Source organism: Sphingobacterium sp. WM, from assembly GCF_029542465.1.
GTDB lineage: Bacteria > Bacteroidota > Bacteroidia > Sphingobacteriales > Sphingobacteriaceae > Sphingobacterium > Sphingobacterium cellulitidis.
Window position 1 is genome coordinate 2,211,134 of the sequence record NZ_CP120709.1, and the last position, 19,431, is coordinate 2,230,564.

The window sequence follows — 19,431 nt, forward strand, 5'->3', positions numbered from 1 at the left end:
CATAGCAATGCCATGAATTAAATAAGAATTATTTAAAGCATATAAGTTCCATAGGGAACTTATCATATCCTAAAAAATAAATTGTAGGCTACTTTGGTTTACTAATTGGAATTAAGTATTCGTGGTTCATAAGCTGTTAGTTAATTTGTTAAGTTTATTAAGTAATTTATTAGTTTATCATATCTAATTTAACTCCTAAACTCCTGTCAAAGTGTACATTAAACACTTTCAGATTTTAATTTGTAAATCCCCTTTCAAATACATTTAGAAATTTTACAAATACAACAGGAATAGCTTTAGTTTAGAATTAAGTTTACAATTAAGTCTAATTTATAAAATATTTTTAATAAACAAGACTTTTAAGCAACAAAAAATTTACACAAAAAAAAGGAGGTCAAAACCTCCTTCAAATATTTTATTTATTGTTTCTCAATTAATAGCCTAAAACATATTTTAACCCACCTATAATTTGCTTTTGGAAATTTGGCTCGTATAAAGATTCTTTCGTATGTCCAAGACCGGTGTAAAACATTTTGATCCCTTCAAATTTCTGATACCAGGCGATTGGATGAAAATCACCCATCTTACCATTCTCATAAGATTTTTCATCAAGAGTCATCAGGATTTTTAAATCTGGTTTTACATTAGAAAAATCATACCACTCATCCTTATGCATCCAGACCTTAGGCAAATGTTTCGTAGCTAAATGCTTTCTGTTTTTAACATCAATCTTAGCTTCTTGAACAGCAGGATGACTCGCGAAATAAGCACCAACCAAATTATTATACCAAGGCCAATCATGCTCGGTATCTGTTGCAGCATGAACCCCCATAAATCCCTTTCCCGATTTAAGAAAATTTTGAAAAGCTACCTTTTGCTCTTCATTTAATATGGTACCAGTTGTACTGAAAAATAAAACTGCATCAAAATTCTTGATGGAATCTGCTAAAAATACATTGGCATCCTCTGTATGAAACATCCCAATATGCTCTTTCTTTAATAGATCACCCAAAACTTTGACACCCTCTTCAATATTGTCATGCCTAAATCCAGCCGTCTTCGTAAAGACCAATACTTTTTTAGGTTTCTCAATATGCCCTGCAAATGCAAAGCAAACACTTAAACAACATATTAAACTCAGTATGCAAAATCTTCTCATTTGATTTATTTGGTTTTTGATTGATAAAAATCTAAGCTTTCAATAATGGAATCCTCTTCCACAAATTTATTATAATCACAAACACCAATCTCTCGCAATAAAGCAAAACCTAATTTGTTACCCTCGTTCTTCTTATCATTCTTCATTAAGCCCAATAACTCCGGATAAACTGCAGAATTCAATTGATATTTAGGATAAATTGACAACAGATAATCAACGATCTCATCTAATTCAGCTTTATCCAGATTATTAAATTTATAGGAAAGATACCCTTCACAAATCATACCTATAGCAATCGCCTCCCCATGTAATAAAGGATTTACATCTGAAACCAACGAATATCCTTCTACCGCATGGCCAATCGTATGTCCAAAGTTTAAGATTTTACGAAGCCCCTTTTCAGTAGGATCTTCTAAAACGACTTTATTCTTTATCACAACCGAGTCATAAACCATACCTTCAGGTATTTCTGGTAAAGTAACAGTCTTACAACGAGTAAACAAACCTTTATCTTGAATTAACCCATGCTTGATCACCTCTGCAAATCCTGATAGAACTTGACGATCATCCAAGGTTTCTAAAAATTTATTAGATATAAATACAGCTTTAGGTTGGCTAAAAGTACCTATGATGTTCTTTACATTATCTAAATCTATCCCGGTTTTGCCACCAACTGAGGCGTCAACTTGGGATAATAAAGTCGTCGGTACATTTAAAAAATCAATACCTCTTTTATAAGTTGATGCAGCAAATCCCCCCATATCAGTAACAACTCCGCCACCTAGATTCAGCATTAAGGCTTTCCGGTCCGCACCAAAATCTAACATGGTCTTCCAGACTCCAATACAAAAATCTATATTCTTGTTCTCCTCACCCGGGTCCACCTCAATAATATCATAATCAACAATATCCGGAATAGCGGCTTGGATGACAGGTAAACAATGATCATTTGTATTTCGATCTACTAGAATCAAAAGTTGTGAATAATCATGGTCAATCAGAAACGATTGTAGCTCATCTAACTCATTATCGAATACGACTTCGTATCCTAAACTATTAATCTTCTTCATATATAATTTGTACCTAAAGATAGATTTTTTTTATGGATTTGCCCTTGTTTTTAAATCTATCTTCAGATATTTTACAAAGCAATTTTAGTTATTGTATTTTTACTTTATTCCCATCAAATTCGACAATATCGCCAACCTTGACCTTTAACCTTTTCCTGTAATCTACTTGACCATTGTACTTTACGAGTCCTTCTTCAACTACCCATTGAGCCATCGCCCCATGCTCAACCCAGTTCATTACCTTTAATAACTGAATCAATTGGATGTAATCCCCTTCTAATGTAAACGTTTGCATAGACAAAAGTAATTTTATTCCGCAGCATTTAGGATATATTAATATCTAAAATTCATAAAAAAAGCCTAATTTTACGCCCATCAAATTAAAGTAATATGGACATAGCTTCACCCTTAAAGCTTGACTTTAACAATACAGAAATTGCCTTTAAAGGTAAAAGTGATAAAGACCTTAATAAAGCCTATTGGTTATTTAAGATGGTCGCTAGTAATGCACTCATTAAAATCGGTACTCCAATCACTAATTTTTCGCTAAATATTGGATTACCTATTCAAGGAATTATCAAAAACACCATCTATAAACAATTCTGCGGTGGTGAAAGTATCCAAGATTGCCAAAGTGCAATCCAAGACCTTGGTAAAGGTAATGTAACTACAATCCTTGACTATTCCGTAGAAGGTGAAGATTCAGAAGAAAGCTTCAATTCTTGCTGCGCAGAAATCTTGAGAACTGTAGAAGCCGCCAAATTAAATCCGTTAATCTCATTCTGTGTGTTTAAACCTACAGGATTGGGAAGATTTGATCTTCTGGCAAAAATCGACGCCAAAGAAAGCCTTAGCCCTGAAGAACAAGCTGAATACAACCGTCTCTTAGACCGTTGTGATCAAATCTGTAAAGCTTGTTATGAAAACGGAATCCCAGTGTTAGTAGATGCTGAGCATTCTTGGATCCAAGATACAATAGATGATATCGCAAGAGAAATGATGGAAAAATACAATGGAAATAAACCTATTGTATATAATACCTACCAAATGTATCGTCATGATAAACTTGCCTCCTTAAAAGCTGATTTTGCTTATGCAAAAACGCAAAACTTCCACTTGGGAGCCAAAATCGTTCGTGGAGCATATATGGAAATTGAAAGAGAAAGAGCAAAAGAAAACAACTACCCTTCTCCTATTCAACCGAATAAAAAAGCCTCTGACACAGATTATAACCAGGCAATTCATTTTTGTTTAGACAACATAGACAGAGTTGGTTTGATGGCAGGAACCCATAATGAAGAAAGCTGTAGATTATTGGCTCAGGAATTAGAGAATAGAAATATTCCGCATAACAACCCGAATGTATTCTTCGCGCAACTTTTGGGAATGTCGGATAACCTTTCATTCAACCTTGCAGCTGCGGGTTATAATGTAGCTAAATACATGCCTTATGGCCCCGTTAAAGCCGTAATGCCTTACTTGTTCCGCCGTGCTCAAGAAAATACTTCGGTAGGTGGTCAAACTGGTCGTGAGTTAAGCTTGATTATGAAAGAATTGAAACGCCGTAAAGCAGCAAATAAATAATCCTTTTCTTTTTGTTATCCTTAAAAAGAAACAGAAAACATATTAGAAAGTCTCCATTTAATGGGGACTTTCTTATTTTTGCGCCATGACGGAAGAAAATTTTCAGAAATACCTTAAACTAAAAGAAATCGCAACCCCCTTTAAAGCTTTATTATTTGATGTTGATGGGACCTTAGCGGATAACATTTATGCTCACAAAGCTGCATATGTCCAAGCCGCAAAGGAACATGGTGTAGATCTGGACCCTGACCTGATTGATGAAACCGCAGGCTGGCCAACAGTCGCAGTCGCGGATGAAATCTCAAATCGCTATAATGTATCATTAGATCGATATGAATTCGCAAAAAGAAAATCTGCAATTTTCATCGCCGAATTTATTCAAAAAACACAGCCTGTTGAATTTGTAAGACAAGTCCTTTATGATTTTGCAGAATCTAGAAAAATTGGAATTGTTTCTGGTGGGAGTCGATCAACATTGAATATTACACTCGATGTAATCGAGGTAATAGGCAAATTTGAAACGTTGGTTTGTGCAGGTGATACACCAGAGGGAAAGCCTTCACCTCAACCTTTTTTATTAGCAGCTGAACATTTAAATGTAGATCCCATCGATTGCCTGGTATTTGAAGACGGCGATCCAGGTGTACAAGGTGCTATCTCAGCAGGAATGTCCTGGGTGAGAATTGACCAAATCTAAAAATTTGTAATTATCCGAATTCCACCATTGGTGTAGTTCATATCAGCACGTTTAAAACTTCCTACTGGCAACTTAACAAATGGTTCCACAGATAGGTTTATGTTCTTGTTCATTTTCATCTCTTTTCCAATTGAGAAATTCACAAAACCACCAAAGCCTTTACTGCTCACATTCTCATCCTCAGTCTTGATTGCGCGAGAAACTTGCTTAACCGCTGTTTTCACATCAGCTTCGTTCTCAGGTAACCCATTTCCAAATAATTCGCTATTGGCATTCTCCACAAAGTGGGCATATCTATTCTGATTGAATACAGCAGCATAGGTAATTCCCGAGGATGCATAATAACCACTCTTGGACTTTACTCGAACATCCAATGGAATTTCTAATGCTTGAACATTCCCTGAAATAGCATTGACATTCGGCAAGATTATAGCATTACTACTCATATAATTTTGCGTCAAGCCGTTCCCAGTAATCTTGTGGATAGCATCCTTATTCGCGACTACTGCAGTCTCAGCATTGGCAACCGGATCCTTCATCTCAGAAACATCATACTTATTGTAAGCCAAACCCGTACGAACACTGATATTCTTACTAATATTATATGCCAATAAAACTCCGCCCCCAAAGTTAAATCTATCATTTGTCGAATTAGGGGAAACAAATAATCCTAGATCAAACTTCTCTCTTAAATTAAAATTCCGGTTTTTTAAAACTGGCTCAACACCTTTCTTAGCACCTTCGTTTTGGTATGCTAACTCCGTATTCATATTAGTTTGACGAAGAACTGAATAATCCTCCTCATCCAACCTGATCGATGGTTGGTCTATATTGAAATTATATGCTGTTAAACGATTTGGTACTTGAACAGAACTTGGATATAAATTTTGATTAGAATAATTTGATAAAACTTTTAAATCTCCAAAGGAAGAATAACTAACAACGTCTTGCTGCTCATTTCTTTGAATAGAATTTCCAGCTGCAAAAGATTCAAATGCAGTAGGATTTGGTTGTGAATTAAGATTGTTATTAGCTTGCTCAGGCAAGTCAGCAGTTCCTTCAGGTTGTGTAACACTGGAATTATCTGAAGAACCACTGTTTTCAGACTCCTGATGATTGGCCACAACTTGATTTTCAACCATGCCTTGATTCGCTTCAGGCCAATTTTTTACTGTAACAACTCCTAATAACAAAACCGCTGCAGCACATGCTGCCCAATAAAAAGTTTTATTCCTTTTAGTTGGGGCAGTATCATAACGACTCTGAAAATTCTCCCATGCACCTTCCTTATACGGAAGTTCTTCCATGGTTTTCATCTTTTCGATGATCTGCTCAACAATATCTTTTTTATTCTTTTCTTCCATTATCTTAGTCGAATCAGGATTTAATATTTTCTAAATTTATTTGACTCAAATACAATTTGCGAAGCTTCTGCTTTGCTCGTGTAAGATAAGTCCGTGATGTACTCTCTGGGATATCCAACTTCTTCCCTATTTCTTCATGCGAATAACCCTCAATCTCATATAAGTTGAAAATTGAACGTTGTATATCTGGCAATTGCTGGATAAGGGACAACATATCTTCATACTCCAACCGACTATCATTATTCACAGAATAATGAATCGTATCACTCCCACTCAAGTCATCCAACATATACATCTGCTTACGCACTCTTAAAGCATCAATGGAGGTATTTACCGCGATTCTTGCGATCCAGGATTTAAAAGTCTTCTCTAATACATTGGCATCTTCATGCAGTGAAAATGACCCAATCTTATTAAAGGCTTTCACAAAACATTCATTCGCAAGCTCTTCCGCCTCCATTTCATGTTTCATATAACGAATGACAATAGCCATCACATATCCATAGAATTTCTTATACAAAAAAGATTTACTCTTCTCAGAATTGGACATAGCACATTGCTCCAATGCGGTCCTAAGGTCCATTGCTGTGTTATTACTGAGATATCTTTTTAATATTCCCACCTAAGTCTTTTCTTATCTGCTTGTCCTAAAAAACTATAGATGAAACTAAGCTTTATTCATACTAATACCGCTATATATTTTCTATAATGTGATAACGAATAAAAACAATTTCATGCTACAGTTGGTATAAAATAATGATTAAGGTCATTAATTCCTTGCCTTTTATTTGGTAAATTTAACAAACACAAAATTAACGATTATGAGAGCCATCTTATTTCCTACTGATTTTTCTGAAATTGCCAATAATGCCTTCCTTTATGCATTACATATCGCAAAGTCCATTGATGCGAAAATTTATGTGCTTTACACCTATTTAGAACCGGTTTTATCTGCCACCCACGGTGGTCAGCCCGAGCTTCTAGGTGAAGTCTATCAAACAATAGAATTGAACCAGTTTGAAGTCTATAAAAAGAAAACACAAAATCTTCGCGAAATTGCCGCTAATATAGGACTTCCAGATGTTGAACTAATTTTTATGTTCGAAGAAGGGCCGGTGTCTGCGGTTGTAAAAAGTATTGTAGAACGTGAAAAAATCCATCTTGTCGTCATGGGAACCCATGGTGAGTCGGGATTCCTTTCTAAATTGATCGGAACAAATACAGTCAATGTCATCAAATCCATCCAAAATCCTGTCCTTGCAGTACCACCGCATGCTAAATATCAGGGTATCAAAAGAACAGTATTTACAACCTTGTTCCGCGAAAAAGACAAAGAGGCATTAAAAGAAATGCTGATCATGGCTAAAGCTGTCAATGCAAAAATTGATTGCCTCCATGTATTGCACAATGCTAAGGTCGCTGATGTTCTGTTGCAAACCGAGGCTTGGCAAAAGGCATTCCCTCATGACAATATTGAGTACATCCTATTGGATGAGGTCGAAAGCATTGAAAATACAATCGCAAATTATATTCTTGAAAACAATATTGATATATTAGGTGTCGTTAAAAGAAATCGAAACTTTTTCGACCGACTCTTTGGAAGTAGTGTCAGCAATAATTTAGCCCTACACTCCAAAGTGCCTATTTTGGTGTTCCATGAAGAAAAATAATTATGCAGCAGATCATTAAAAAATTAGAAGCATTAAATCGTATCAATGATAAAGCAGAAAAATTCACCGAAATTACCGATGAAAATTTCATCGAACACGGTGTACTCTTCTTTATTCCTCTTGAAAAATTTGAAGTTAAAATTCTAATCCCTGCTCCGCATCATAAAACAATCTTCCAAAATGGAACCCCAACCTTTAAACAAGTCTTGAATCACAAAGAAGCAATGATGCTTAAATAATTGCAAATTTTGAAAAATAAAAAAAGGGTATCAATTTGATACCCTTTGCTGGAGCCTCCTATCGGAATCGAACCAATGACCTACTGATTACAAGTCAGTTGCTCTACCAGCTGAGCTAAGGAGGCGTTTCCGTGGAAAACGTTGCAAAGATGAATTTTTCAATCCATTTTTACAAACTTTTTCAATATTTAAATCACGTAAAAACACTAACTAAATGACCTACAAGCCATTATTTTTATATTTCAAACCTGAATAATGTCATTTTGGCGGTTAAAAATAAAATATCATGCCATATTTTCAGGTATTCATTAAAAAACACTGTAGGCATTCCTTTTGTTATTCCAATAATACAAAAAGCTAAACTATAATATGAACTTTAACAACTTTACAATTAAAGCCCAAGAGGCTATACAAAAAGCATCAGAAATTGCATCAGGTCATCAGCAACAAGCGATTGAACCTGCGCATATCATGAAGGCTTTATTAACCGTAGATGAGAATGTTATCTCTCACTTACTGAAAAAATTAAACGTCAATATTAGTTATCTATCTCAAGAGGTCGATAAATTAATTGAGTCCTACCCTAAAGTAAGTGGTAGCAATGTGTACTTAAGTAACTCTGCAACTGCAGTTCTTCAAAAAGCACAAAGCTTCCTGAAGGAATTCAATGATGAATTCGTTTCAATTGAACATATCCTATTAGGCCTTTTATTGGCTGGCGATAAAGTTTCCAACCTACTGAAAGATCAAGGAGTTACTGAGAAAGATTTAAAAACTGCCATCAAGGAGTTAAGAGGAAATTCTAGAGTTACCGATCAAAATGCAGAAGCGACATACAATGCTTTGAATAAATACGCTCGAAATCTAAATGAATTTGCAGAGTCTGGCAAACTGGACCCTGTAATTGGTCGAGATGAAGAAATCCGTCGCGTAATGCAGATTTTATCACGTAGAACTAAAAACAACCCCATCTTAGTGGGTGAACCAGGCGTTGGTAAAACTGCAATAGCTGAAGGAATTGCTTACCGTATTATCAAAGGCGATGCTCCAGAAAACTTAAAATCAAAGACTGTATTCTCATTGGATATGGGAGCTTTGGTTGCCGGTGCAAAATATAAAGGTGAATTTGAAGAACGTCTGAAAGCAGTAGTAAAAGAGGTTTCTGATAGCGATGGAGAAATTATCCTCTTTATTGATGAGATTCATACCCTGGTTGGTGCTGGTGGTGGTGAAGGCGCAATGGACGCTGCAAATATCTTAAAACCTGCTTTGGCTCGTGGTGAACTGAGAACCATCGGTGCAACAACCCTGAATGAATATCAAAAATATTTTGAAAAAGATAAAGCACTAGAGCGTAGGTTCCAAAAAGTAATGGTTGAAGAACCAGATACGCAAGATGCTATCTCTATCCTTCGCGGTATTAAAGAACGCTATGAAACTCACCATAAGGTAAGAATCTTGGATGAGGCGATTATTTCTGCAGTTGAATTATCGCAACGCTATATCACTGACCGTTTCCTACCAGATAAAGCTATCGACTTGGTCGACGAGGCAGCTTCTAAACTAAGACTTGAAATGGACTCTGTTCCCGTAGTAGTTGATGAGCTGGAACGTAGGATTATGCAATTGGAGATTGAAAGAGAGGCAATTAAAAGAGAGAAAGATGAAAAGAAAATCTCAGAACTCTCCGAAACTATTGCCAACCTTTCCAATGAAAGAGATTCACTTAGAGCAAAATGGCAATCAGAAAAAACTTTGGTTGATCAGGTAAACTTAGAAGCTCAGAACATTGAAAACTATAAACTGGAAGCAGAACAAGCTGAACGTGCCGGTGACTATGGAAAAGTTGCTGAATTAAGATACGGAAAGATCAAAGAAGCTCAGGATAAAGTTGATGCCCTGAAAAAAGAACTTTCTGAAAAACAAGATAGCAGCAGAATGCTGAAAGAAGAAGTTACTTCAGAAGATATCGCCGATGTGGTATCCAAATGGACTGGAATTCCTGTGAGCAAGATGGTTCAATCTGAAAGGGAAAAATTATTGAACCTGGAGGAGGAATTACACAAACGGGTTGCGGGACAAGATGAAGCCATTGAAGCAATTGCTGATGCTATTCGTCGTTCCAGAGCTGGATTAAGCGATGCCAAACGCCCTATTGGTTCTTTTATTTTCTTAGGAACAACAGGAGTTGGTAAAACTGAACTTGCAAAAGCCTTAGCGGAATACTTGTTTGATGATGAACAAGCGATGATTCGAATCGATATGTCCGAATATCAGGAAAGGCATGCAGTCTCTAGATTAATTGGAGCGCCTCCAGGATACGTTGGATATGATGAAGGTGGTCAGTTAACAGAAGCTGTTCGTCGTAGACCTTATTCAGTGGTCCTATTGGATGAAATTGAAAAAGCTCACCCGGATGTATTCAATATTTTATTGCAAGTGTTGGATGATGGCCATTTAACAGATAATAAAGGTCGGGTTGTAAACTTTAAAAATACAATCATCATTATGACTTCAAACACTGGTTCTCATATTATTCAAGAGAATTTCTCGAAATTGGATGATAACAACCGTGAGGAAGTTGTGGCAAAAACTAAGGATGAAGTGCTGGATCTATTACAAAAATCTATCCGTCCTGAATTCCTGAACCGAATTGATGAGGTAATCATGTTTACTCCATTGTCAAGATCAGAGATTGGAGATATTGTTAGAATGCAATTCAACAGAGTTGAAAAACAACTAGCAGAACAAAATATTTTCCTTACTGCAACTGATGAAGCTTTAGATTGGCTTGCACAACTTGGTTATGACCCAGTATACGGCGCTAGACCACTGAAAAGAGTAATCCAAAAAAGAATCCTCAATGAATTATCCAAAGAGATTCTTTCCGGAAAAATCTCCCGAGATTCAGTCATTGAACTCGACGCCTTCGACGGAAAATTCGTTTTCCTCAATAAATCGGAACAATCATAAAAAAAACCGCCTGAGTATTGCTCAGGCGGTTTTTTTTATACTTTTATTTTTATAGATCCTCCGAGAAAACAAATCTTATTTCATCTCTCAGATTATATTTGGACGCCATTACCTCGCCATAAGCACCTGCGGTGCGGATAGCGATTAAATCACCTCTTTCAGAAACCGGAAGTGGTACTTCTTTACCGAAGCAATCCGAACTCTCGCAAATTGGACCTACGACATCGTAATTTAACTCTTCGGCATTAGGTTCAGCCCCTAATTTCTCAATCTTATGAAAAGCTTGGTACAAGGCAGGACGCATTAATTCGGTCATTCCGGCATCTAAGATTAAAAAGTTCTTCTTTACCCCACTTTTGGTGTAAAGCACTTTGCTAACTAAGGTACCTGACTGGGCAACCAAAGCACGACCTAGCTCAAAATGAACTTCCTGTTGGGCATTACGCTCCAAAAATTTATCAAAAACTTCAAAATAAGCTTCAAAATCAGCATATGGATGCGTATCTGGCTCATGGTAGTCTACGCCTAAACCACCACCAACATTTAAAACCTTGATTGTCGTTCCGCGCTCTTCAAACCAATTCTTCCATTCATTCACTTTCACACAAAGGCTTTTGAATACGTTGATATCAGTAATTTGAGAACCTACATGGAAATGTAAGCCTAATAACTCTAAATTCCCACACTCCCGAAGAACAGATGCCGCCTTCTCAAGCTCAGAATTTGGAACCCCAAATTTATTCTCATCCAAACCAGTAGTAATATAATGGTGAGTATGAGCATCTACATTAGGATTGATACGCAATGAAACCTGAGCTTTCATTTGTTTTTTAGCCGCTAGTTCATTAATAACCAATAATTCCTGAATCGACTCTACATTGAAAGCAAAGATTTTATGGTCTAATGCAAGGTTAATTTCTTTATCAGATTTACCTACTCCTGCGAATGTGATTTGTTGGGCAGGAAAACCAGAATCAATGGACTTTTGAACCTCATTCCCACTCACACAATCCGCACCAAATCCTTTGGACTGAATCAAGCCCAATACTTTATCATTAAAATTTGCTTTTAAGGCATAATGAACATGAAAACCTCTTTTATCAGCTGCTGCTTTCGCACGATCCAAAGTCTCATTCAACAAGTACAGGTCGTAGTAATAAAAAGGTGTTTCAAATTCTTTTAATCGGTTTAGATCAATTTGATGTATGTTCATTCTTTAAAATATTCTATTATGTAATGATCTTAATGCTTCAACTTTATGGGCAGAATCCAATAAAATGGAAACATTATAATCTGATCCCCCGTAGGATACCATACGTAAAGGCAAATGTTTTACAGCATCCAATACTCGAGCTGCATAACCATGCGTATTCGCACCAAAATCCCCTACCACACAAATAATTGTTTGATTTCTATCAACACTTACATTTCCAAAGTCCTCAACTTCACGGATGATATCATTTAGATTTTTGGTATCATCAATCGTCAATGAAACTGCAACCTCAGAAGTTGTAATCATATCGATTGGAGTTTTATAGCGTTCGAAAATTTCGAAAATCTTCCTTAAGAAACCATAAGCCAATAACATTCTTGAAGAATGTATATGGATAGCTGTGATATCATCTTTCGCTGCGACCGCTCTGATTGCTCCTTTTTTACCACCATTTTTTGAAATCAAGGTTCCAAATGCTTTGGGATCCATGGTGTTCAACAAACGAACCGGAACATTATATCGTTGCGCCGGAAAAACACTCTGCGGATGTAAGATTTTCGCACCGAAATAGGCCAACTCCGCTGCTTCATCAAAACTTAATTCAGCAATCGGCGTAGTATTTTTAACAATCCTTGGATCATTATTGTGCATGCCATCGATATCTGTCCAGATTTGGATTTCATCAGCTTGAATAGCTGCACCAATTAATGATGCTGTATAATCTGACCCTCCACGACGTAAATTATCAATTTCGCCAAATGAATTTCTACAGATAAACCCTTGAGTAATAAATAAGGTGTTTTCTGGATGTTGGTTTAATATAGCTTCTAACTTTTCTTTGATAAAAGGTACTACAGGCTCATTATCCTCATCTATTTTCATAAAATCCAATGCTGGAAGCAATACAGATGGAATGCCTTTTTCCCCAAGATACAGATGCCATAAGGTCGTAGACATTAATTCTCCTTGTGCCAAAATGATTTTTTCTTCTGTCGGAGTAAATAAATCATTGGACAATGATGCTATAATATTAAAATGGTAATCAATCAATTCCTTACCCTGCTTAAATCCATTCTCAGTGCTGAAGAGGTCCTTGATTAAAGCTTCGTACTTATTCTTATGATCCTTGATCAATTCCTTGGCTTCATCCTTCTTACCATTCAAGTAAGCTTTAGAGATTTCAACCAATGCATTTGTTGTTCCAGCCACTGCTGAAAGGACAACGATCTGACGCTCTGCGGGATTAACGATATCCAATAAACTCTGGATACGCTCAGCACTTCCTACGGATGTTCCACCGAATTTTAGAATTTTCATGTTTCTTTTAACTATATGTTTTTACGAGGGGGTGAATATAAGTCTTTTAACAAAAAAAAGCGGCACAAATGCAAATAAAAGCTTTTGTGCCGCATATATTTTATGCGGAAGAACTACTTCTTCAAGTTTTCTATCAACAGTTGGGCTAGTTCTTCACCAATTCGCTCTTGTGCTTCATTGGTCGCTGCTCCAATATGTGGAGTTAAGGAAATCTTAGGATGTCCTAAAATCTCGGCTCTTGGTGTTGGCTCATCATCATAAACATCTAATCCGGCAAATCCAACCTTGCCTGAATTTAATGCTTCAACTAATCCCAACTCATCAATTACTCCACCTCGGGACGCGTTAACTAATCCTACTCCATCTTTTAATAATGCGAATTCTTCTTTACCAATTACTGGCTTATCCGTAAATGGAACATGTAATGAAATAAAGTCTGATTTCGCAAAAATCGTTGCTATATCTACCTGTTCTACAGGAACATTAACTGATACATCTCCAGAAAAATTTAATGTCAATGAACTAGGTCCTTCGAATAGGTCCGAATAGATAACTGTCATTCCCAATCCTAAACCAATTTTCGCTGTCTCACGACCAATACGGCCAAAGCCAACTACACCTAATACTTTTCCTTGTAATTCTGAACCAGCAGCATATGCTTTCTTCAAACCAGCAAATTTGGTATTTCCTTCAACTGGCATTTTACGGTTAGAATCATATAAGAATCTTACACCATTCAACAAATGTGCAAATACCAATTCAGCAACAGAATGTGATGATGCTGCCGGAGTATTGACTACAGCAACACCTTTTGATCTTGCATAATCCACGTCGATATTATCCATTCCTACTCCGCCTCTACCAATTACTTTGATATTAGGACAAGCATCAATTAATGGTTGACGCAATTTGGTAGCACTACGTACTGTAACGGCATCGTATTCATTCAACCTATTGATTAATTCATCTTGCGGAATATGCTCTGTATCAACTACAAAACCAGCATCTTCCAATATTTTTTTACCGATAGGATCAATCCCATCGTTTGCTAAAATTCTCATGTTAATTATTTCTTACTTTCTTCAAACTCTCTCATCGTATCTACCAAAGCATTGATTGAACTAATGCTCAATGCATTGTAAATAGATGCTCTAAATCCACCAACTGAACGGTGACCTTTGATCCCAATTAAATTACGCTCTTTTGCTAATGCTAGGAATTCAGCTTCCAATTCTGGACTATCCATTACAAAAGTAACATTCATTCTCGAGCGATCTTCCAGAGCTGCTGTACCCTTAAAGAATGGGTTACGGTCAATTTCATCATATAATGTACGCGCTTTGATGATATTCTCTTGTTCAATTACGGAAATCCCACCTTTGTCTTTTAACCAACGTAGGTTTAACATGGATACATAAATAGAGAATACTGGTGGCGTATTATACATGGAACCCGCTTTCGCATGGGCTTCATAATCAAAAATCGTTGGCAATGTACGTCCTGATTTACCAAGGATTTCATCTTTAACGATAACCAAGGTTACCCCAGCAGGACCCATATTTTTTTGAGCACCAGCATAGATTAAATCGAATTCTGAAACATCAATCGTTCTACTTAATATATCGGAAGACATATCTACCACGGTTGGAACTGAGGTATTTGGTTTATCAAACACTTCTGTTCCATAGATTGTATTGTTCGACGTATAGTGAAAATAGCTCGAATCTGCAGGAATGGAATAACCTTTAGGAATATAGGAGTAGTTTTGGTCACTCGAGGACGCAACAATCTCAACCTGTCCTACCTTTTTAGCTTCCTTAGCAGCTTTGGTCGCCCAAACGCCAGTATCTAAGTAAGAAGCTGTACCATTCTCAGGCAATAAATTCATTGGAACCATCGCAAATTGCTGGCTCGCACCTCCTTGAAGAAATAATATGGAATATCCCGCAGGAACATTCAATAACTCACGAACCAATTTCTCAGTCTCGATGATTACTGCTTCAAATTCTTTGGAACGGTGCGAAATTTCCAATATAGATAAACCTGTACCATTAAAGTCAATTACCGCCTTTGAAGCTTCTTCAAAAACCTCTTTAGGTAAAATACATGGGCCTGCACCGAAATTATGTTTCATTACTGTAGCTTAATTTGTTAAAAATTAGGAGGTTAACGATTAATCAATCGTTTGACCTAAAATAGAATGCCCAAAGGTAAAATATTTTTAAAATTTTTTAAAACAAATTCCATATTTGTTTAAAATATCTTAAATTATTATGACATTTAATATCATATTACCATTTATCCTCCATAGATGTTTAAACATAAAACTTCCTGAAAAATATTAACAAATTGCATCCATTGTGGATATCTTTAATGAAGAAACACGTACCAAAAACCTAAAAAATTGTGTATCTTCGCCTGTTACGTGTCTTTTATAGATATGACAATTATTATATTGATTGAAACCAAAATATAATGGCTGAAGAAACAGAAAACGAAAACAATTTAGTTCCTGCCGAAAACAGGATTATCCCCATTAATATCGAAGACCAAATGAAGTCCGCGTACATCGATTATTCGATGTCGGTAATCGTTTCGCGTGCTCTACCTGATGCTCGTGATGGTCTGAAACCAGTACACCGTCGTGTATTGTATGGTATGTTAGACCTTGGGGTAACGAGTGGAAAACCTTATAAAAAATCTGCTCGTATTGTTGGAGATGTACTCGGTAAGTATCACCCGCATGGGGACTTATCCGTTTATGACACCATGGTTCGTATGGCCCAACATTGGTCTATGCGCTATCCCCTAGTCGATGGACAAGGTAACTATGGATCTATCGATGGTGACCCACCAGCAGCAATGCGTTATACGGAAGCTAGACTCCGTAAAATTACTGAGGAAATGTTGGCGGACATTAACAAAGACACCGTTGATTTCCAATTAAACTTTGACGACTCCCTTGAAGAACCAACCGTACTTCCAACCAGAATTCCAAACTTACTTGTAAATGGAGCTTCTGGGATTGCTGTAGGTATGGCTACAAATATGGCTCCTCATAACTTAACTGAAGTTATTGATGGTACCATCGCTTATATCGATAACCGCGATATCGAAATTTCAGAGTTAATGACCCATGTCAAAGGACCAGATTTCCCTACAGGAGGTTTGATCTATGGATATAATGGTGTTAAAGAAGCTTTTGAAACCGGTCGTGGTCGAATCGTGATGCGTGGTAAAGCGGAAATCGAAACTACTAAATCTGGTAAAGAGATTATTATCGTAACGGAAATCCCTTATCAAGTGAATAAATCGGATATGATCAAAAGAACTGCCGATTTAGTTCAAGAAAAGAAAATCGAAGGTATCTCTGAAATTAGAGATGAATCTTCTAAGGATATCCGTATCGTCTATGAAATAAAACGTGATGCAAATGCTAATGTGGTCTTAAATAACCTATATAAGCATACGGCATTACAAACATCCTTCTCAGTAAACAACATCGCTCTAGTTAAGGGTAGACCACAAATGATGAACTTAAAGGATATGATCCATGAGTTCGTTGAACACAGACATGATGTGGTAATCCGTAGAACTAAGTTCGAACTTGCTGAAGCTGAAAAAAGAGCCCATATCCTGGAAGGTTATTTGATCGCTCTAGATCACTTGGATGAGGTTATTAAATTGATTCGTAATTCAGATACTCCAGAAGATGCTCGTGTTGGCTTAATGGAGCGTTTCGCACTTTCTGATATCCAAGCTCGTGCAATCCTAGATATGACCCTAAGAAGGTTGACAGGACTGGAACGTGATAAGATTAAGGAAGAATATGCTGAACTTATGAAAACGATCGAGTATTTGAAAGAAGTTCTTGCTGACGAATCCCTACGCTTCAAAATCATCAAAGATGAATTAGTTGAAGTAAAAGAAAAATATGGCGATGAAAGACGCTCTCATATCGTACATTCTGCTGAAGATTTACGTATGGAAGACTTCATCGATGATGAGGAAGTTGTGATCACAATTTCTCATAATAGTTATGTAAAACGTACTCCATTAACAGAGTACCGTGTTCAAGGACGTGGTGGTAAAGGTGCAATTGGATCTACTACCCGTGATGAAGACTTTACTGAACATATTATCACGGCATCCGCCCACAACTACCTATTATTATTTACGGAAGCAGGTCGTTGTTTCTGGTTGAGAGCATTTGAAATTCCTGAAGGTAGCCGTACTTCTAAAGGACGTGCATTACAGAATATCATCAATATTCCTAAGGATGAAAAAATCAAGGCATATATTAAGGTAACAAACCTTAAGGATCAAGAATACCTTGAAAATAATTTCATCATTATGTGTACTAAGAAAGGTACCATTAAGAAAACATCACTTGAAGCGTACTCTAGACCAAGAGCAAACGGTATCAATGCGATTAACATTAATGAAGGTGACCAACTTTTAGAAGCTACATTAACTAATGGTTCAAGTGAAATTGTCATGGCTCTACGTTCTGGACGTGCCATCCGTTTCAATGAATCTACCGTTAGGCCTATGGGAAGAACTGCAACAGGTGTGCGTGGTATCACCCTTGCAAGTGAAAAAGATGAGGTTGTTGGCATGATTAGTGTTAATAATCAAGAAACAACTGTATTGGTAGTTTCTGAAAAAGGATACGGTAAACGTACTGATATCGATGATTACAGAATTACGAATCGCGGTGGTAAAGGTGTAAAAACAATTAACGTTACGGACAAAACCGGTGAATTGGTAGCTATTAAAGGTGTTACTGATGAAAACGACTTAATGATTATCAATAAATCAGGTATTGTTATCCGTATCGGAGTTGAAAGCTTGCGTGTGATGGGTCGTGCTACTCAAGGTGTGAAATTAATCACCCTGAAAGATACCGACGAAATCGCATCAGTAACCAAAGTGGAAAGACAAGAGGACGAAGAGGAATTAGACGTTGAAGGTGCTGAAGGAGCAGAAAACTCAACAGACAATGAATCAGCTAACACGGAGAATGAAGAACAAGAATAGATTTATTTCAGGTGCTTTAGGAGCATTTTTACTATTGGGTACCCAGGCTGCCAATGCGCAATCTGCCTATAAAGAGGCTAGTAATGCTTTTGCGCTATATACTCAAACCGGTAATATTGCTAATTTAGATAATGCCAGAAAACAAATTGACAATATCTATAAAACTAAACGCGACTCATCTAAAACTAAAGTCAATGTCCTTAGAGCAATGGTATTGAGCTCGTTAGCCTATGCTGACTCAACTCGTACTATTAAACTAAACGCCGACCCTATTGATTTGACTTATCAAACAATGGGAAAGATTGACAAAAAAGATCAACCTGGTTATGCAGGTGAATTGAAATATGTCAATCAAAATTTAGCAGCTGCATTAATCTATCGTGCTAATAAGTTCTTGGAAGCTAAGAAATTTGACGAAGCCTACACTGACTTTAGCCGGGTAAATGAACTGGATGCTAAAAGTGGCGATGTCACTTATAACCTTGCTTTGTTAGCAACTAAAGCAGGAAAAACCGAGGATGCAATTAAATATTATAACATAATCCATGAATCTGGAAATATGACTGCCCAGCAGTTTATTGAACTGGCAAATATCTACGACCAACTGGATGAGAAACAAAAAGCTCTAACCACATTGGAAGAAGGTAGAACCAAATTCCCAGAAGATAAAGGTTTGTTATTCTTATTAATTGAAAAATACGCTAAGAGTAATGCCTACGATGCTATCGTTCCAATTATTGAACAAGCGATTAAATTGGAACCTGAAAACATCGAATTAAATTACCTCGCAGGGTATGCTAATGAGAATGCGAATAATTTGGAAATTGCCAAATCTTATTACGAAAAGGTATTGGAGTTGGATCCAAATAATTACGAATCAAACTTGGCCCTTGGCTTAATAAACTTAAACAAGTTTTTAAAAGATACCGAAGATCAGGAATCGCAATACAATGCGCAGAATTATTTGTTGAAAGCAAATGAAATCAAGCCTTATGAAATCAATGCGTTGAAATCATTGGCATTATTTTATCAAAAAACAGATGATGACACCCAATTGGATCGCGTTAATCTTTTATTAAACCAACTTTCAAATTAAACAAACAAT

At 36.7% G+C, this 19,431-nt stretch carries 16 protein-coding genes and 1 tRNA gene; 7 read left to right on the top strand and 10 right to left on the bottom strand.

What is annotated here, in order from left to right:
• Nucleotides 1-433: 433 nt before the first annotated feature.
• The 3 genes from PZ892_RS09535 to PZ892_RS09545 all read right to left on the bottom strand — a co-directional run bounded on the left by PZ892_RS09535 (nt 434) and on the right by PZ892_RS09545 (nt 2,524).
• Complete coding sequence (locus PZ892_RS09535) at nt 434-1,159, bottom strand: ThuA domain-containing protein (RefSeq protein WP_182498569.1); 726 nt, start codon at nt 1,157-1,159, stop codon at nt 434-436.
• A gap of 5 nt (nt 1,160-1,164) precedes the next feature.
• The gene (aroB, locus tag PZ892_RS09540) at nt 1,165-2,229 is read right to left on the bottom strand and encodes a 3-dehydroquinate synthase (protein WP_277710926.1); all 1,065 of its coding nucleotides are present in this window, start codon (nt 2,227-2,229) and stop codon (nt 1,165-1,167) included.
• 88 nt (nt 2,230-2,317) lie between these two features.
• The gene (locus tag PZ892_RS09545) at nt 2,318-2,524 is read right to left on the bottom strand and encodes an RNA-binding S4 domain-containing protein (protein WP_094256516.1); all 207 of its coding nucleotides are present in this window, start codon (nt 2,522-2,524) and stop codon (nt 2,318-2,320) included.
• A gap of 95 nt (nt 2,525-2,619) precedes the next feature.
• Between PZ892_RS09545 and PZ892_RS09550 the strand changes: the two genes are divergently transcribed.
• Together PZ892_RS09550 and PZ892_RS09555 are read left to right on the top strand one after the other, a co-directional pair.
• Nucleotides 2,620-3,813: a proline dehydrogenase family protein gene (locus PZ892_RS09550; RefSeq protein WP_182498567.1), complete on the top strand. Its 1,194-nt coding sequence runs from the start codon at nt 2,620-2,622 to the stop codon at nt 3,811-3,813.
• Nucleotides 3,814-3,898: 85 nt separating this feature from the next.
• Entirely contained in the window at nt 3,899-4,510 is a 612-nt protein-coding gene (locus PZ892_RS09555) for an HAD-IA family hydrolase (protein ID WP_277710927.1), read from the top strand.
• Here PZ892_RS09555 and PZ892_RS09560 read toward each other — a convergent pair.
• Both PZ892_RS09560 and PZ892_RS09565 read right to left on the bottom strand, forming a co-directional pair.
• A complete protein-coding gene (locus tag PZ892_RS09560) occupies nt 4,507-5,874 on the bottom strand; it encodes a hypothetical protein (RefSeq protein WP_277710928.1) in 1,368 nt (455 codons plus the stop codon). The two genes, PZ892_RS09555 and PZ892_RS09560, sit on opposite strands and share 4 nt — an antisense overlap.
• 13 nt (nt 5,875-5,887) lie before the next feature.
• Nucleotides 5,888-6,457, bottom strand: a complete 570-nt coding sequence (locus tag PZ892_RS09565; RefSeq protein ID WP_094282491.1) for an RNA polymerase sigma factor — start codon at nt 6,455-6,457, stop codon at nt 5,888-5,890.
• 238 nt (nt 6,458-6,695) lie between these two features.
• Here PZ892_RS09565 and PZ892_RS09570 point away from each other — a divergent pair, with 238 nt between their 5' ends.
• Together PZ892_RS09570 and PZ892_RS09575 are read left to right on the top strand one after the other, a co-directional pair.
• On the top strand, nt 6,696-7,544 hold the full coding sequence (locus tag PZ892_RS09570) for a universal stress protein (protein ID WP_094256521.1): 849 nt from the start codon (nt 6,696-6,698) through the stop codon (nt 7,542-7,544).
• 2 nt (nt 7,545-7,546) lie between these two features.
• Nucleotides 7,547-7,783 (top strand): hypothetical protein, encoded by a 237-nt coding sequence (locus tag PZ892_RS09575; protein ID WP_277710929.1) that lies wholly within the window; start codon nt 7,547-7,549, stop codon nt 7,781-7,783.
• Nucleotides 7,784-7,832: 49 nt separating this feature from the next.
• Here PZ892_RS09575 and PZ892_RS09580 read toward each other — a convergent pair.
• A tRNA-Thr gene (locus PZ892_RS09580) sits at nt 7,833-7,908 on the bottom strand.
• Between the two features lie 244 nt (nt 7,909-8,152).
• Between PZ892_RS09580 and clpB the strand changes: the two genes are divergently transcribed.
• Entirely contained in the window at nt 8,153-10,756 is a 2,604-nt protein-coding gene (gene clpB / locus PZ892_RS09585; protein WP_094256523.1) for an ATP-dependent chaperone ClpB, read from the top strand.
• Between the two features lie 49 nt (nt 10,757-10,805).
• Here the strand turns inward: clpB and lysA are convergent, their stop codons facing one another.
• The 4 genes from lysA to serC all read right to left on the bottom strand — a co-directional run bounded on the left by lysA (nt 10,806) and on the right by serC (nt 15,420).
• Nucleotides 10,806-11,969, bottom strand: a complete 1,164-nt coding sequence (gene lysA, locus PZ892_RS09590; protein WP_277710930.1) for a diaminopimelate decarboxylase — start codon at nt 11,967-11,969, stop codon at nt 10,806-10,808.
• Nucleotides 11,970-11,972: 3 nt separating this feature from the next.
• Complete coding sequence (locus PZ892_RS09595) at nt 11,973-13,286, bottom strand: aspartate kinase (RefSeq protein WP_277710931.1); 1,314 nt, start codon at nt 13,284-13,286, stop codon at nt 11,973-11,975.
• A 113-nt stretch (nt 13,287-13,399) separates the two neighbouring features.
• On the bottom strand, nt 13,400-14,347 hold the full coding sequence (locus PZ892_RS09600; RefSeq protein WP_094256526.1) for a D-2-hydroxyacid dehydrogenase: 948 nt from the start codon (nt 14,345-14,347) through the stop codon (nt 13,400-13,402).
• 5 nt (nt 14,348-14,352) lie between these two features.
• Nucleotides 14,353-15,420: a 3-phosphoserine/phosphohydroxythreonine transaminase gene (gene serC, locus PZ892_RS09605; protein WP_277710932.1), complete on the bottom strand. Its 1,068-nt coding sequence runs from the start codon at nt 15,418-15,420 to the stop codon at nt 14,353-14,355.
• Between the two features lie 341 nt (nt 15,421-15,761).
• On the opposite strand from serC, the gene gyrA reads away from it, so the two are divergent.
• Both gyrA and PZ892_RS09615 read left to right on the top strand, forming a co-directional pair.
• Entirely contained in the window at nt 15,762-18,326 is a 2,565-nt protein-coding gene (gyrA, locus tag PZ892_RS09610) for a DNA gyrase subunit A (protein WP_277710933.1), read from the top strand.
• Nucleotides 18,310-19,422 carry a tetratricopeptide repeat protein gene (locus PZ892_RS09615; RefSeq protein WP_094256529.1) on the top strand — a complete coding sequence of 371 codons (1,113 nt, stop codon included), beginning with the start codon at nt 18,310-18,312 and terminating at the stop codon, nt 19,420-19,422. Before gyrA ends, PZ892_RS09615 begins: the two co-directional genes overlap by 17 nt.
• The last annotated feature ends 9 nt before the right edge of the window (nt 19,423-19,431 follow it).

Coding starts and splice junctions, on each gene's coding strand:
- PZ892_RS09535 (WP_182498569.1), bottom strand. CDS start 1,159: ATGAGAAGATTTTGCATACTGAGTTTAATATGTTGTTTAAGTGTTTGC.
- aroB (WP_277710926.1), bottom strand. CDS start 2,229: ATGAAGAAGATTAATAGTTTAGGATACGAAGTCGTATTCGATAATGAG.
- PZ892_RS09545 (WP_094256516.1), bottom strand. CDS start 2,524: ATGCAAACGTTTACATTAGAAGGGGATTACATCCAATTGATTCAGTTA.
- PZ892_RS09550 (WP_182498567.1), top strand. CDS start 2,620: ATGGACATAGCTTCACCCTTAAAGCTTGACTTTAACAATACAGAAATT.
- PZ892_RS09555 (WP_277710927.1), top strand. CDS start 3,899: ATGACGGAAGAAAATTTTCAGAAATACCTTAAACTAAAAGAAATCGCA.
- PZ892_RS09560 (WP_277710928.1), bottom strand. CDS start 5,874: ATGGAAGAAAAGAATAAAAAAGATATTGTTGAGCAGATCATCGAAAAG.
- PZ892_RS09565 (WP_094282491.1), bottom strand. CDS start 6,457: ATGGACCTTAGGACCGCATTGGAGCAATGTGCTATGTCCAATTCTGAG.
- PZ892_RS09570 (WP_094256521.1), top strand. CDS start 6,696: ATGAGAGCCATCTTATTTCCTACTGATTTTTCTGAAATTGCCAATAAT.
- PZ892_RS09575 (WP_277710929.1), top strand. CDS start 7,547: ATGCAGCAGATCATTAAAAAATTAGAAGCATTAAATCGTATCAATGAT.
- clpB (WP_094256523.1), top strand. CDS start 8,153: ATGAACTTTAACAACTTTACAATTAAAGCCCAAGAGGCTATACAAAAA.
- lysA (WP_277710930.1), bottom strand. CDS start 11,969: ATGAACATACATCAAATTGATCTAAACCGATTAAAAGAATTTGAAACA.
- PZ892_RS09595 (WP_277710931.1), bottom strand. CDS start 13,286: ATGAAAATTCTAAAATTCGGTGGAACATCCGTAGGAAGTGCTGAGCGT.
- PZ892_RS09600 (WP_094256526.1), bottom strand. CDS start 14,347: ATGAGAATTTTAGCAAACGATGGGATTGATCCTATCGGTAAAAAAATA.
- serC (WP_277710932.1), bottom strand. CDS start 15,420: ATGAAACATAATTTCGGTGCAGGCCCATGTATTTTACCTAAAGAGGTT.
- gyrA (WP_277710933.1), top strand. CDS start 15,762: ATGGCTGAAGAAACAGAAAACGAAAACAATTTAGTTCCTGCCGAAAAC.
- PZ892_RS09615 (WP_094256529.1), top strand. CDS start 18,310: ATGAAGAACAAGAATAGATTTATTTCAGGTGCTTTAGGAGCATTTTTA.